Annotated in this window: 13 protein-coding genes; 7 read left to right on the top strand and 6 right to left on the bottom strand. The window is 72.7% G+C overall.

Annotated features, from left to right (window positions below; translation table 11 throughout):
* Positions 1 to 90 precede the first annotated feature (90 nt).
* Together GD632_RS10170 and GD632_RS10165 are read left to right on the top strand one after the other, a co-directional pair.
* Positions 91 to 1,602, top strand: coding sequence for a terminase large subunit domain-containing protein (locus GD632_RS10170; RefSeq protein WP_152191720.1), 1,512 nt, complete (start codon positions 91 to 93; stop codon positions 1,600 to 1,602).
* A gap of 21 nt (positions 1,603 to 1,623) precedes the next feature.
* Positions 1,624 to 2,364 carry a hypothetical protein gene (locus GD632_RS10165; protein WP_152191717.1) on the top strand — a complete coding sequence of 247 codons (741 nt, stop codon included), beginning with the start codon at positions 1,624 to 1,626 and terminating at the stop codon, positions 2,362 to 2,364.
* A 106-nt stretch (positions 2,365 to 2,470) separates the two neighbouring features.
* On the opposite strand, the gene GD632_RS10160 is transcribed toward GD632_RS10165, so the two are convergent.
* A complete protein-coding gene (locus tag GD632_RS10160; protein WP_152191715.1) occupies positions 2,471 to 3,190 on the bottom strand; it encodes a hypothetical protein in 720 nt (239 codons plus the stop codon).
* 874 nt (positions 3,191 to 4,064) lie between these two features.
* Between GD632_RS10160 and GD632_RS16015 the strand changes: the two genes are divergently transcribed.
* Positions 4,065 to 4,217, top strand: a complete 153-nt coding sequence (locus GD632_RS16015; RefSeq protein ID WP_193311434.1) for a hypothetical protein — start codon at positions 4,065 to 4,067, stop codon at positions 4,215 to 4,217.
* A gap of 310 nt (positions 4,218 to 4,527) precedes the next feature.
* Positions 4,528 to 5,184: an SMI1/KNR4 family protein gene (locus GD632_RS10155; protein ID WP_152191713.1), complete on the top strand. Its 657-nt coding sequence runs from the start codon at positions 4,528 to 4,530 to the stop codon at positions 5,182 to 5,184.
* Positions 5,185 to 5,193: 9 nt separating this feature from the next.
* Here GD632_RS10155 and GD632_RS10150 read toward each other — a convergent pair whose 3' ends face one another.
* Complete coding sequence (locus GD632_RS10150; RefSeq protein ID WP_152191711.1) at positions 5,194 to 5,760, bottom strand: nucleotidyltransferase family protein; 567 nt, start codon at positions 5,758 to 5,760, stop codon at positions 5,194 to 5,196.
* Between the two features lie 57 nt (positions 5,761 to 5,817).
* Here GD632_RS10150 and GD632_RS10145 point away from each other — a divergent pair, with 57 nt between their 5' ends.
* Entirely contained in the window at positions 5,818 to 6,591 is a 774-nt protein-coding gene (locus GD632_RS10145) for an endonuclease/exonuclease/phosphatase family protein (RefSeq protein WP_152191930.1), read from the top strand.
* Positions 6,592 to 6,595: 4 nt separating this feature from the next.
* Here the strand turns inward: GD632_RS10145 and GD632_RS10140 are convergent, their stop codons facing one another.
* From GD632_RS10140 to GD632_RS10125, 4 genes are all read right to left on the bottom strand, one after another.
* Entirely contained in the window at positions 6,596 to 6,997 is a 402-nt protein-coding gene (locus GD632_RS10140) for a DUF6632 domain-containing protein (protein WP_152191708.1), read from the bottom strand.
* A 111-nt stretch (positions 6,998 to 7,108) separates the two neighbouring features.
* A complete protein-coding gene (locus GD632_RS10135) occupies positions 7,109 to 9,028 on the bottom strand; it encodes an amidase family protein (RefSeq protein WP_152191705.1) in 1,920 nt (639 codons plus the stop codon).
* Between the two features lie 122 nt (positions 9,029 to 9,150).
* Entirely contained in the window at positions 9,151 to 11,190 is a 2,040-nt protein-coding gene (gene dnaG / locus GD632_RS10130) for a DNA primase (protein WP_152191703.1), read from the bottom strand.
* A gap of 49 nt (positions 11,191 to 11,239) precedes the next feature.
* The gene (locus GD632_RS10125; protein ID WP_152191701.1) at positions 11,240 to 12,496 is read right to left on the bottom strand and encodes a deoxyguanosinetriphosphate triphosphohydrolase; all 1,257 of its coding nucleotides are present in this window, start codon (positions 12,494 to 12,496) and stop codon (positions 11,240 to 11,242) included.
* A gap of 78 nt (positions 12,497 to 12,574) precedes the next feature.
* On the opposite strand from GD632_RS10125, the gene GD632_RS10120 reads away from it, so the two are divergent.
* Positions 12,575 to 12,994, top strand: a complete 420-nt coding sequence (locus GD632_RS10120) for a pyridoxamine 5'-phosphate oxidase family protein (RefSeq protein WP_152191699.1) — start codon at positions 12,575 to 12,577, stop codon at positions 12,992 to 12,994.
* A 4-nt stretch (positions 12,995 to 12,998) separates the two neighbouring features.
* The gene (locus GD632_RS10115; protein WP_152191697.1) at positions 12,999 to 13,610 is read left to right on the top strand and encodes a GNAT family N-acetyltransferase; all 612 of its coding nucleotides are present in this window, start codon (positions 12,999 to 13,001) and stop codon (positions 13,608 to 13,610) included.
* Positions 13,611 to 13,614: the final 4 nt, after the last annotated feature.

Raw genomic sequence — 13,614 nt, 5'->3', positions numbered from 1 at the left:
AGTCTGCTCAGTTCGGAGTAGCACCTCCTGTGGGGTCAGGGCGGCAGACTCTGGCGTGGCGCTTTCGTTGTCCATGCACGGGAGCCTGGCATGAGCGCGGCGACCGTGGGGCGTAACGCGCGGGTGTCGATGAAGGCTGACCTGCTGGCGGCGCGTGAGGACCTGGGCGTGTTCGCGCGGACGGTGGGTGTCCCGCTGGAGGACTGGCAGGTTGGGGCGCTAAGCCTAAAGCAGCCGACGACGGTGCTGCTAGCGCCTCGGCAGACGGGGAAGTCTCGTTCGCTGTCGGTGCTGGCGGTGCATCGGTCGTTGACTCGGCGCGAGCACATGACGCTTGTCGTGAGCGCGGGTGAGGACGCGGCGCGGCGGCTGCTGGCGACAGTTCGGGGGATGCTGACTCACCCGCTGCTGACAGGTGCGGTGCTGGATGAGGGCGCGGGGCAGGTGACGTTCGCGAACGGGTCGGTGATCCGTGCGGTTCCGGCGTCGGAGCGACAGGTGCGTGGCTGGTCGGTGGACCTGCTGCTGCTGGATGAGGCGTCGTTCATCAGCGATGACCTGATCTACGGGGCGGCGCTGCCGACGACGGCGGCGCGTGACGGTGCCCGGGTGGTGCTGGCAAGCACGCCGTGGGAGGCGTCGGGCGCGTTCCATGCGTTCGCGACGATGGATCGGCCGGACGTGGCGGTGCATCGGTGGCCGTTGTCGCGGGCGTCGTGGATCAGCGCGGCATTCGTGGCGCAGATGAAGGCGACGATGCCGCCGCTGCGGTTCCGGGCCGAGTTCGACGCGGAGTTCGTGGACGGCGGTAGCGGTCTGTTCGCCCGAACGGACCTTCTGGACGCGGTGGCGCCCTACCGGCTGCTCGAGCCTGCCAAGGCCGTGGGCGGTGCGGTGCTGCTGGGCGCCGACTGGGGCCGCGCCAGGGACTCCCACGCGCTGGCGATGATCGGCGCGCTGGACGACGGTGGCCGCAACCCGGACCCGGTGCTGTTCGTGCCGTGGGTAGAGACGTCCCAGCGGTCCTACGCGGACCAGCAGGACCTCATCTTCCAGACGGCGGCAATCGGCCCGGAGGCGAGGGCACGGGCGTACCTGACAGGCCCGACCCAGGGCCGGACGATTGTGCCGCGCATGGGCGCGTACGACGTGACCATGGTGTTCTCCGAGTCCAACGGGGTCGGCGCCGCCCCCACGGAGGCGCTGCTGGCGCGCCTGCCTGGACGGGTGCAGGCGGTGACGACCACCCAGCGGTCGAAGGAACTGGCGTTCTCCCGGCTGGCCGGGTTGCTGTCGAACCACCAGCTGGTGCTGCCGGACCACCCCCAGCTGTTGCGGGAACTGTCCGCGTTGGAGGCGACGCCCACGGAGAACGGCGGGGTGCGGATCGGTGGCGCGGACGGCCACCCGGGGGACTTGGCCATGGCGCTGTCGCTGGCGGCGCTGGGCCTGCATGACGACGTGACGGTGGGCCGCTGCGCGCGGCGCCGACCGGAGCGTGAGGACTGGCTGGAGACCACTTCGGGGCTTCAGGTGCCCGCTGTGCCGAAACCTCGGGACGGCGGGATGGGCCGCGACCGGTTCACGGTGCGCGGTGTCTGACCGAGATGAATGGAGAGACCGATGACGACGACCAAGTTCCCGGCCCTGGCAGGTTGGAGCGAGTACACCGACGCCGTTCAGGCGTACAGCGACCTGGAGACGCAGCGGCGTGCCCACGGCCCTGTCCTGGAGGCGCTGGAGCGCGGCAAGGCTGACGCCATGAAGGCCGACGATGCCGCCCAGGCGGAGGCCCTGAGGTCAGGTGGCAAGGACCCTGGGCGCAAGCACACCGTGAAGTGGGAGAAGGACCTGGAGGCGGCAAGGAACCGCGCCAGGGTCCTCTCCCAGGCGTTGGAGCAGCAGGAGCAGGCGGTGATGGCCCTCCTGCGGGACACCGAGCGTGCCGCCCAGGCTGTGGACCAGCCGGTGGAGGATGCCGCCGAGGCGTACGAGGCCGCCGTGGATGCGCTGCTGGCCGCCCGTGACACCTACTTCCGCGCAACGCGCGCCCGGACGTGGGTGCTGGAGGGCGTCCCGGCCGGGCGACGGTTCAAGGGCGCTGGCAGTGCCCCTCCGACGTTGACGGACCCGCGTGTGGCCGCCGGGACCGTCTCGGTGTGGGAGGAGCTTCCCGAGCCGACTGTGGCGGCCAAGGTCCTGGAGGCGTTCCGCGTGGAGGCCGACAGCCACCGCCCCAAGGCGCCCCGGGAGGAGACCCGTCGGGTGCTGCGGAAGGTCCCCGATTTCCGGGGCGAGGCCACGGACAGCATGACGTACCGCTCCATCCCTGTGGACGCGGCAGGCAAGCCCCTGAACCGATAAGGGGAACGCGGCAGGCCACGCCTAGTAGGACGGGGCGGCCTGCCGCGCTTTGTCGATCCCGAACAATGGGTTCCAGAGATTGCCACACGCGACCGCGAACGGATGCTCAGTTGCCGATCAGCCTGGTGGCTACCGTCTCCCAGCCCTCGATAGCCTCAGTCACCTGACCGGCGAAAGTGAAGGCGCTCCAAATACGCCCGGCGACCGTTAGCACCTTCGCAACCGCCGGGTGGTGGTCTCGCAAAGCCGGGTCGACGGCTACAGCGCCCGCAAGACGCTCGGCCGCCGCCTTAACGCCCTCCGGTCCCATGACGTTTAGGTGGTCGATCGCCCACAACATGTCGTGGAGCCTCGCGACGAGGAGCCGCTTTATCTCTGGAGGGAGGGTCTGGTCTCCGCGGACGGCGCCGAGCGCCTCGTCCAGTGATTCCCTCAGGGCACCAAGCGTCTCGCCATCGGGCGCGCTGCCTTCCGAACCGAGCACAGAGAGCAGGCTGGACAGCGCGCCGAGCGAGGCAAGCGCCCCCGCGTCGACGAGTTCCCCCTTAGCGGCCGACCAATTCCCGTTCGGCATCAGCACGCTTCGGCGCCATTCTGGCGAATAGTGTTCGTAGAGAGTCGTGATGCGCTCGTCCTCGATCCTGTCGACGAGGCGCTCGATGTCCGCGAGAAGGCCCGCAACCCTAACCATGCTTCGGGTAACCGTCGTGCTGTCACCGCCAAGCACCGTTGTCCACGCAGTGATGAACGAGGTACCGCCGCCCTCCTGAGCTTTAACAGCTGTGAGAATCGCATGGAGACGGGCTGCAGGGTTGTCCAGGGTCATGCCACCAGGCTAGTGCGCTACCCGTGTCGGCCACGCCGTGGTTACCCCGCAAGTTCAGCGTGGCACCTCACGAACAGTTGTTCCCTGCTGAGCATCGAGTCCCGCATGATGCCACTCGGCGTCGAGTCGATCCGGACACCCTGGCGGGTTCTGCAACCGCAACGCCCCCTGCCGTCCAGCCTCCCGGAACCGGGCAATGGGAGCGGCGAGCAGGCCCTAATAGCCGAGGCGGGCGTACCGGCTGAGGGCGGGACCGCCGCGCTTGACCTCCAGTGGGACCAGACCCGCATGTGGTGGCGCCGATGGCTTCCCAGTCCCATGGGCGGGGTGAGCGTGAACCGCACACCGGTTGCCTGCACGGTCCTGCCACAGGTCCACAGTGACCCCCTCCACCACCTCCGTGGCGGCGCAGACCCAGCCGCAGTCCCTCAGTAGTGCTGCTCAGGCTTCGCGCATGTCCTCCCTGTGCCCCCCACCTTGCCCCCCAGAAGCGCGGGAACGGGCGGGGATAGGCGGCAAGAGCGCCCCACTCGATCCCTATCTGGCCTGCACAGATGCGACCGCGCGGGAATCGACGGGACGGCCGGAACGAACTCATAATCCGTCGGTCGTGGGTTCAAGCCCCACCTGGGGCACCCTCGTTCTCCCGCCCCGCCCGCGCGGCAGGTTGCGGGCCTCCTGGCCCGGCCCGACGACGACCGGCCCGACGACGACCGCATGTGGCACACCTCCTTCCTTCGGAGGGGCCCGGCTCGTGCGCAGGCGTGAGTTTTCCCCGGGGAGCCTCGGTTTTACGCCCCGGCAGGTTACGTTGCAGTCAGCGGTTGATCGGCGCCACGGGCGGTGGCGCCGGCACCCACCGGGAGGGAGACCCATGGGCGAGCAACCGATGAGCGCGGCAACCTCGCAGGCCAGCGCCGCGCGCGCGTCGTCCTGGCGTGACGTCGTCGCCGCACAGTACGAGTTCCAGCAGGCGCGGCTCCGCGTCGCCATCGAGGACGACGGCGGCACGGAGGAGCACCTGTAAGCCTCGGCCCCGTCCCGGGGAGGCACCGGCGGCATGGACATGAAAGCACCGCCCCGGGCGGCGTTCCTACCTCTGGGGGGAGAAGGAGGAACCCGGGATCCGGGGCGGCGTAGTCCTACATTAGTAGCAGAACTCTTCCTACGGAAGTCGTAGACGCCACCTGTGACGCACAGCACGCGAAACGCCGGCGACAATCTGGACACATCAGGACGGATCGCCCACCAGCGCGGGGCGGGTCGTCCCCGGCTCACGCCGTCTGCTCGACGGAGCGGTCCGACGTGCCGAACGACCCGTCCGGCACACTGCTCTCGTGACCACACCTGACATCGCCCGGGTCCTGCGCGCGTGGCGTGCCGCGGGAGCCCACGTCGACCTTGGCGCGCCGGTCGACGAGAGACTCCTCGCCCGCGCCGAGTCCGAGCTCGGGTTCCCGCTGCCTCAGGACGTCCGTGATCTCTACGCCGCGTGCGACGGGATGGCGCTGGCCTCCGGGGACCTTGTGCTCCACCCGCTCGTCGCGCCGGACGGCGAGGGCGTCACCACCGCCTCGCGGCAGCTGCGCGCGGAGGGCTGGCCGGTGCCCGAGGAGCTGCTCGTCCTGGGCGGCACCGGCGGTGACGAGGTGCTCGGCGTCTGGGTGGTGCCCGACGCACGCCGCACGCTCGTCGTCGTGATGGGCTCGCCCTCCGAGGAGCCGGACCTCGCGGTCCTCGGCACCAGCCTCGCCGGCTTCCTCGCCGCATGGTCCGCCTACTTCCTCCCGCTCGGCGACCCGGGCGACGACCCGGCGATCGGCGAGTGCCTGACCGAGCTCGGAGCGCCCGCAGGCCCCGCCGTCCTCGACGACGAGGAGCACGTCCTGCGCCTGCTCGCCTGGGCCTCCCCCGACATCCCCGATCCGCGCCCCGACCCCTACGAGCGCCCGCTCTCCCCCGCCGAGCTCACCCGCCTCGCCCAGCAGGGCTGACCCGCCGGCTCAGCCGACCTGGGCCGGCTCCACGATCTGGAGGTCCTCCACCAGCTGCAGGAAGGCCCGCGCGTAGGGGCTGTAGGACACCTCGTCGCGCACCCGCTCCCAGTCGATCTGCTCACGCAGGGCCCGGGTGAAGGGCAGCAGCCGGCCGAAGTCGCAGTAGTGCTCCCCCAGCACCCGCAGCTTGGAGGACAGCACGTCGGTGGCGCTGAGCACCGGCATCCGCACGGCCAGCACCTCGAGCACGTCGGCCCGCTCGAAGAGCTCGTCGTGCACCGGCTCCCCGGACATCCGGTAGAGCACGTCGACGAGCTGGCCCTTGTGGTACGCCTTGAACAGCCAGTTCTCCGGCGGCTCGTGGACATCGAGCCCCGCAGCGCCGATCGCGGCGCGCGCCTGGTCGATGTGCTCCTCCTTGATGACGAAGTCGGCGTCGTGCTCCGGCTCCGGTGCACCGCGCACCCAGGCGGCGTAGCTGCCGCACAGCGCGAAGGGGATCTCCGCCTCCGTCAGCGCGACCGCCGCCATCCGCAGCGCGTCGTGCAGCGCCTCTCGTTCCTCGTCTGCCATGGCACGGGTCTACACGAGGGTGTGCGCTCCTGCACCGTGAGAACCACAATCGAGGCCATGCGCCTGGCCACCTTCAACATCCTGCACGGACGGTCCCTCGTCGACGACGCGGTGGACCTGGACCGTTACGCGCGTGCGGTCCGGACCCTGGACGCCGACATCCTCGCCCTGCAGGAGGTGGACCGCGACCAGCCCCGCTCCCACGGTGCGGACCTCACGACGATCGCCGCGGAGGCGATGGGTGCCGTCGAGCACCGCTTCGCGGCGACCCTCGCGGGCCTCCCGACGGCGTGGTCCGCCGCCACGGGCGACCTCCAGCCGGGCACCGCGAGCTACGGCGTCGCGCTCCTGTCCCGCTGGCCGGTGAGCTCGTGGACCGTCATCCCGCTCGAGGCCATGCACGGCGAGGTGCCCGTCGTCTTCGAGGGTGCGACCGAACCGACGATGGTGACCGACGAGCCGCGCGTCGCCGTCGTTGCCGTCGTCGAGACGCCCGAGGGACCGATGACGGCGGTCTCCACCCACCTCACCTTCATCCCCGACTGGACGAGGGTCCAGCTCGAGCGGCTCGTCGCCGCCCTGGCGGAGATGCCGAGGCCGGCCGTCATCATGGGCGACCTCAACATGGCGGGCTCGCGGCCCACCGTCGCGACCGGCTGGCGGTCCCTCGCGGACGCGCTCACCTTCCCCGTCACCCACCCCGACCGGCAGATCGACCACATCCTCGCCGAGGGCGCGGTCCGGGCCGCCGGGGAGGCCCGTTCCGTGGCCACCGGGATCTCCGACCACCGGGCGCTCGTCGTCGACGTCGAGCGCGGCTGGCACGGCTGAGCGCTCACGTGGTCTGCGCCGCGACCCGCGCACCGACCGCCCGCCTCAGGAGCACCGTGAGCACGACGGCGACGAGGAGCAGCCCGGCGACGTCGCCCCACAGGTGTCCACGGTGGAGCGGCTCGCCCGCCGCGAGCGCCGCCATGACGACGGCGTGGACCACGCTGGACCAGACCGTGAACCACAGCAGGCTGGTGTGCGCCAGCGGGTCACCGGCGGCCCGCAGGAGGAAGATCCCCAGCGTCGCGTAGAGGCCGACGACCATGAGGAAGTACTCCGAGTCGTGCGGCGGCCCGGTGTGCCACTGCCAGCCGGCGGGCCACACCGCCGCCAGCGGGTAGACGAGCAGGAAGACCACGCCGACGGCGGCGAGGGCGAGCTGGAGAGGCCGGTACACGGGTCGCATCGGAGCTCCCTGTGGTGGGGAGGCTCATTGTGCGCCCGGCGCCCAGCCGGCGTCGACACCGTCGGGGTCCCGGGTCGGGGGGCACCGGAGGCCGCCCCGACCCGGGCACGGTCAGCGGGTGCCCCCGAGCCGGCGGCGCAGCGCGGGCAGGCCGGCCGCGGCGAGCCCGCCGGCGAGGAGCAGGGCCGCGGCTGCGGCGGCCACCCCCACCCCGGCTCCGGTGCTCGCGAGCGACCCGCCGGTGGCAGGGGCGACAGGAGCCGGGTCCGCGGCCGGCGGCGCGGTGGGCTCCGGCGCGGGCTCGGTGGGCTCGGGCACGGTCGGTGCGGGCTCCGTCGGCTCCGGCTCGGTCGGCTGCGGCTCGGTCGGCTCCGGCTCCGGCTCGGTCGGCTCCGGCTCGGGGGCCGCGATCTCCGGTGTGCTCGCCGGCGCGGTGCGGTGGCCGGTGGCCTGCTCGTAGTCGAAGGCCATCGCGAGCAGCTCGGGCTCGCTGAACGGCAGCCCCATGAGCTCGAGGCCGACGGGCAGCCCGGCGTCGGTGAAACCGGCCGGCACGGTGAGCGAGGGGAAGCCGGTCTGCGCCGAGGAGGCGCAGTTGGTGCCGGGCTGGGACTCCCCGACCGGCTGGGCGACCTGCCGGATCGTCGGGTAGGCGAGGGCGTCGATGCCCCCCTCCTCGAAGGTCGAGGTGAGGATCTCGCGGGCCAGCTCCTGCTTCTCCAGCCGCTCGAGGTACTCCGGGCTCGGCATCTCCGGCGCGGCGTCGAAACGCTCGAGGCTCGTGAGCACCGTGGGCGTGACGTCACCGCTCGCGATGATGTCGGAGAGCGTGAGCACGTCCGCGGGGGCGGTCAGCGCCGCCAGCCCCTGCGGCCACCGGGCCCCGTCCTGCGCGAGGTAGGTGTTGAGGTCACGCTTGAACTCGTCGCCGATGACGCCGGACTGGGCGATCGCGTCGACGTACTCCTGGGGCATCTCGACCTCGACGACGGTCGCGCCCTGGTCCTCGAGGTCGGCCGCCGCCGCGCGCACGAGCGCGCTGGTGGGTTCCTCCGCGGGGGTGACCCCGAGGTACTCCGGGTTGACGAGCAGGCCGATCGTCCGGCCCTCGAGCGCGTCGGGGGCGAGGGAGTCGAGGTAGGACTCGGGGAGCAGGCCCTCGGAGCGGGCGGTCACCGGGTCCTTGGGGTCGTAGCCGACGGTCGCGTCGAGGAAGATCGCGACGTCCTCGACGGTCTTGGCGATGGGCCCGCCGACGTCCTGGGTGTCGGACATCGGGGCGATCCCGTCCCGGCTCAGCAGGCCCATCGTCGGGCGCAGCCCGACGAGGTTGTTCTGGGCGGCCGGGATGCGGATGGAGCCGCACGTGTCGGACCCGAGTCCCGCCGTCGCGAAGCTCGCCGCCACGCTCGCGCCGGTGCCGCCGCTGCTGCCGCCGGGGTTGCGCGTCTGGTCGTAGGGGTTGCGGGTCTGCCCGCCGAGGGAGCTGATGCTCGTGATGCCGGCGGCGAACTCGTGGAGGTTGGTCTTGGCGACGACGATCGCGCCGGCCGCGCGGAGCCGCTCGACCTGCGTCGCGTCGTCCGGCGGCTGGAAGTCCGCGAGCGCCACCGAGCCGTTGGACGTCGGCATGTCCCCGGTGTCGTAGTTGTCCTTGACGACGACCGGCACGCCGTGGAGCGGGCCGCGGACCCGGCCGGCGGCACGCTCGGCGTCGAGGGCCGCCGCCTCCGCGAGCGCGTTCTCGTTGACCGTGATGACCGAGGAGAGGCCGGGCTGGTCGTCGTACGCGTCGTCGTACATCGAGATGCGCTCGAGGTAGCGCCCGACGAGCGCGACGGACGTCGTCGCCCCCGAGTCGAGGAGGGCGGCGGCGTCGGCGACGCCGAGCTCGACGACCGCCGGGGACGGGTCGGGTGTCACCACGACACCGAAGGCGGACGGCGCGGCGACGCTCAGGCAGGCGAGGCTCGCGGTGGCGGCGAGCAGGCCGACCCGCCGTCGGGCGGGTCGCGTGTCGGGTGTGCGCATGGTTCTCCTCGTCTCAGGGACGCGCATGGGGCGCGAGGGCCACCGGGGCCCTGCCCGCACGCTAGGAGTGGCGTGTTTCGCCGCAGTTGCCCCCGCGTTTCGTCAGGTGACGATGTGGCCGCTCAGGCGTCCTCGCGCAGGGCGCGGCGGCGGTTCTCCATGGCGACGAGCTCCCCGAAGAGGGCCACCGCCTCCTCGCTGTCGGGGGGCGTGCGCTGCAGCCGGCCCTTGAGGTCGGCGATCTGACGGGTCAGGCCCATCTGGATGAGGGAGAGCAGGACGCCGCGGGCGTAGTTGCCCAGCGCCTCGGGGCGGTCCTCGGGCAGCGGCGCGACGGCGAGCTCGGTGATGACGCCGGCGACCGGTCCGACGGAGTTCTCCCGCAGCGTCTCGGTCCACCAGCTCGCGGCGTGCCGCTCACCGTCGGCGCGGCCGCGCTCGGGGCTGGCGCGGTCCAGTTCGGCCCCGTAGGCCCGGGTGCCGCCGGCCGCGCGGATCGCGTCGTGGACCCCGCGGTAGGCGGGGACGGTGAAGGTGTCCGGCGGGAGGTCGTCGAAACCGGCGCTGAGGGCGAGGTGCGGCAGCTGGAGGACGACCTCGAGCACCTGCCGCTCGAGGCGTGCCACCGGGTCCTCACGGCCCGGGCGCGACCCCTGACGGGCGGAGGCCGGCTCGGCGGGGTGCCGGCCGCCGTCGTCGCCGCGTCCGCCGCGTGGCGGACCGCCGTAGCGCCCGCCCTGCTCGCCGCGTCCGCCCTGCGACGCTTCGCCGGCCGCTCCCCCGCGCCCGCCGCCCCCACCCCGCTCGGCCTGGCCGACGGCGCGCCGCACCGCCGTCTCGTCCATCCCGAGCCAGCCCGCGAGCTCACGCGCGTACTCCGCGCGCAGCGCGCGGTCACGGATCCCGGCGACGACGGGGGCGGCGGACCGCAGGCCGGCGACGCGGCCCTCGGCGGTGTTGAGGTCCACCCGCCGCAGCGCCGAGCGGATCGCGAAGGCGAAGAGCGGCTCGCGGCTGTCGACGAGGCCGCGGACCGCGGCCTCTCCGCGCTGCTGGCGCAGGTCGCACGGGTCCATCCCGCTCGGCTCGACGGCGACGAAGGTCTGGGAGGCGAACTTCTGGTCCTCCCCGAAGGCCCGCAGCGCCGCCTTCTGCCCGGCCTCGTCGCCGTCGAAGGTGAAGATGACCTCCCCGCCGCGCGTGGCGCCGGAGGAGAGCATGACCCCGGAGGCGGCGTCGCCGCTGTCCCCGAGCAGGCGGCGCACGATGCGCACGTGGTCGGCACCGAAGGCGGTCCCGCACGTGGCGATCGCGGTGCCGACGCCCGAGAGGTGGGCCGCCATGACGTCGGTGTAGCCCTCGACGACGACGACCCGCTTGTCCTTGGCGATCGCCCGCTTGGCGAGGTCGATGCCGTAGAGGACCGAGGACTTCTTGTAGATCGGCGTCTCGGGGGTGTTGAGGTACTTGGGACCCTGGTCGTCCTCGGACAGCTTGCGCGCGCCGAAGCCGATCGTGTCGCCGGTGACGTCGCGGATGGGCCACACGAGGCGGCCGCGGAAGCGGTCGTAGACACCGCGGTTGCCCTGGCTGACGAGGCCGGAGGCGATGAGCTCGGGCTCGGTGAAGCCGCGGCCGCGCAGGTGGCGCAGCAGGCCGTCCCAGCCCTGGGGCGCGAACCCGACACCGAACGTGGCCGCGGCCTGCTCGTCGAAGCTGCGCTCGGCGAGGAAGCGGCGCCCGGCCTGCGCCGGCGGGGTGAGGAGCTGCTCGCGGAAGAACTCCTCGGCCACCCGGTGGGCGTCGATGAGGCGCTGGCGGCGGCCGTGGTCACCACCGGGCCGGGCGGGACCGCCGTCCTCGTAGCGCAGCTGGATGCCGGTGCGCCCGGCGAGGTGCTCGACGGCCTCGGCGAAGGTGAGGCCGTCGATCTTCTGGACGAAGGAGATGACGTCCCCGCCCTCGTCGCAGCCGAAGCAGTGCCACAGCCCCAGCTGGGGGCGGACGTGGAAGCTGGGGGTGCGCTCGTCGTGGAAGGGGCACAGGCCCTTCATCGAGCCGACACCCGCCTGGCGGAGCGTCACGTGGGCGCCCACGACCTCCTCGATGCGGGCGCGCTCGCGGACGGTCGCGATGTCCTCCCGCTTGATCAGCCCTGCCACGCCCCGAGTGTAGGTCGTCTGTGCCGGCCCCTGGACGGACCCGGGGCGGTCAGCGGCAGAGGCGCTGGTGCCAGGTGTGGGCGCTGGTGTCGGTGAGGGAGGCGACCTGGTCGACGACGACGCGCAGCCGGGCACCGTCGTCCTGTGCCTCCTCCCAGTCGGCGACGAACGTCGGCTCGAGCTCGGCGGGCCCCGCGGCGAGGAGCGCCTCGGTGATCTGCGTGAGCATCGTCCGCTGCTGGCGGTAGACGGGCTCACTCTCCCGCGGCGCCATGACGTAGTGGGCGGTGACGCCCTTGAGCACGACGATCTCGGCGAGCGTGTCGTCCGGGACGACGAGGTCGGCGCCGTAACGGGTGAGGGGCCCGGCGCCGAAGCGCGCGCGGGTGGCGTCGTGCGCGGCGTTGCAGAAGCGGCCGATGAGCTGGGAGGTCATGTCCTTGAGCGCCGCGCGGTCGCGCCGGCTCTCGCTCCAGGACTCCAGCCACACCGGCAGCGCGACGAGTCGCTCGAGCGCCGCGCCGAGGACGTCGTCGGACACGGCGGGGTTGTACCACTGGCGGGTCTGGGCGACGACGGCGGCCTGCTGGTCGGACCGGCGCAGCACCGCGAGGTCGATGCGTCCGCCCACGACGGCGTCCTCGACGTCGTGCACCGAGTAGGAGATGTCGTCGGCGAGGTCCATGACCTGTCCCTCGATCGACAGCCGCCGGTCGGGCGCCCCCTGCCGCATCCAGGTGAAGACGGGCAGGTCGTCGGCGTAGACGCCGAACTTTCGCGAGGGGCGCCCGCCCGGCTTCTTCGGGGCCTCCTCCACCGGCCACGGGTACTTCGTGGCGGCGTCGAGGCTGGCGCGAGTGAGGTTGAGGCCCACGGGGGTGCCGTCCGCGGTGAAGGCCTTGGGCTCGAGGCGGGTGAGCAGCCGCAGGGTCTGCGCGTTGCCCTCGAAGCCGCCGATGTCCGCCGCGGCCTCGTCCAGCGCCCGCTCCCCGTTGTGCCCGAAGGGCGGGTGGCCGAGGTCGTGGGCCAGGCACGCCGTGTCGACGACGTCCGGGTCGCAGCCCAGCGTCTTGCCGAGCTCGCGCCCCACCTGCGCCACCTCCAGGGAGTGGGTGAGGCGGGTGCGGACGAAGTCGTCGCTCGAGGGGCCCAGCACCTGGGTCTTCGCGCCGAGGCGCCGCAGCGCCGAGGAGTGGACCACGCGGGCGCGGTCCCGCTCGAAGGCGGTGCGGTTGGGGTTCTTCGGCTCCTCCTGCCACCAGCGCTCGCGGTCGGCGTCGCCGTACGGGGCGTCCAAGTCCTTCACGGGCCTGAGCCTATGGCCGGCCGCCGCGAAACCGCGCCCATCCGCGCCGGTGTCGGTGCCCGGGTCTACCGTGTGGCCATGGTGCTGACCCGTGAGGACCGTGAGCGGTTCCTGGCCGAGCCCCACATCGGTGCGCTGTCCGTGGCGGGCGAGCCGGGCCGGGCCCCGCTCGTCGTGCCGCTCTGGTACCAGTACACGCCCGGCGGGCGGCTGTGGGTGCTCACCGGCGGGCAGTCGCGCAAGGCGCGGCTCATCGCGACCGCCGGGCGCTTCAGCCTCATGGCCGAGCGCGTGCGCCCCACCGTCCGCTACGTCTCCGTCGAGGGACCGGTGACGGGCGTGCTGCCCCAGACCGACGAGCGCCTCGTCGAGATGACCTACCGCTATCTGTCCGGGGAGGCCGCGGAGGGCTACCTCGCGATGGCCCGGCGTGATCTCGGGGACCACGTCGTCATCGAGATGCAGCCCGAGCGCTGGCTCAGCGCGGACCTCGGCTAGCGCGGTGGCCACCTCCCCCTGGGCGCTCAAGCCCGTCCTCACCGGCGCCCTCACCACCCTGCGCCCCTACCGCGAGGAGGACCTGCCCCACGTCCTCGAGGCGCTCACCGACCCGGAGCTGCTGCGCCTCACCGGCAGCGTCCACGGCGAGGAGGAGGCCCGCGCCGCCGAGCACGACCCCGCCCGGCTGCGCTCCTGGTACTCCGGGCTCGCCGGCCGCGAGGACCGGCTCGACCTCATGGTCGTGGACAACGCCACCGGCACCTGGGTCGGTGAGGTGGTCCTCAACGACTGGGACCCCGGCAACGAGTCGTGCAACTTCCGCATCCTCATCGGTCCGCGCGGCAGGGACCGCGGCCTCGGCACCGAGGCCACCCGGCTGCTGCTCGACCACGCCTTCACCCACCTGCCCCTGCACCGGATCGCCCTCGGGGTCTACGCCTTCAACCCGCGGGCGCTGCGCGTGTACGAGAAGGCCGGCTTCGTCGTCGAGGGCCGTGAGCGCCAGGCGCTGCGGTACGACGACGAGCGCGTCGACCAGGTCCTCATGTCCGTCCTGCGGCCCGAGTGGGCCGGCGGTCGACGGGTCCCGGGCCCACCGTTGGTGCCACAATGACGCC

Origin of the sequence: Georgenia satyanarayanai (assembly GCF_009193135.1) — a bacterium.
GTDB lineage: Bacteria > Actinomycetota > Actinomycetes > Actinomycetales > Actinomycetaceae > Oceanitalea > Oceanitalea satyanarayanai.
The sequence above is the reverse complement of the archived record's forward strand: the minus strand, read 5'-3'. Positions and strand labels throughout refer to the sequence as shown.

Coding starts and splice junctions, on each gene's coding strand:
- GD632_RS16015 (WP_193311434.1), top strand. CDS start 4,065: ATGGGCGAGCAACCGATGAGCGCGGCAACCTCGCAGGCCAGCGCCGCG.
- GD632_RS10135 (WP_152191705.1), bottom strand. CDS start 9,028: ATGCGCACACCCGACACGCGACCCGCCCGACGGCGGGTCGGCCTGCTC.
- GD632_RS10120 (WP_152191699.1), top strand. CDS start 12,575: ATGGTGCTGACCCGTGAGGACCGTGAGCGGTTCCTGGCCGAGCCCCAC.
- GD632_RS10150 (WP_152191711.1), bottom strand. CDS start 5,760: ATGGCAGACGAGGAACGAGAGGCGCTGCACGACGCGCTGCGGATGGCG.
- GD632_RS10160 (WP_152191715.1), bottom strand. CDS start 3,190: ATGACCCTGGACAACCCTGCAGCCCGTCTCCATGCGATTCTCACAGCT.
- GD632_RS10145 (WP_152191930.1), top strand. CDS start 5,818: ATGCGCCTGGCCACCTTCAACATCCTGCACGGACGGTCCCTCGTCGAC.
- GD632_RS10170 (WP_152191720.1), top strand. CDS start 91: ATGAGCGCGGCGACCGTGGGGCGTAACGCGCGGGTGTCGATGAAGGCT.
- GD632_RS10140 (WP_152191708.1), bottom strand. CDS start 6,997: ATGCGACCCGTGTACCGGCCTCTCCAGCTCGCCCTCGCCGCCGTCGGC.
- GD632_RS10165 (WP_152191717.1), top strand. CDS start 1,624: ATGACGACGACCAAGTTCCCGGCCCTGGCAGGTTGGAGCGAGTACACC.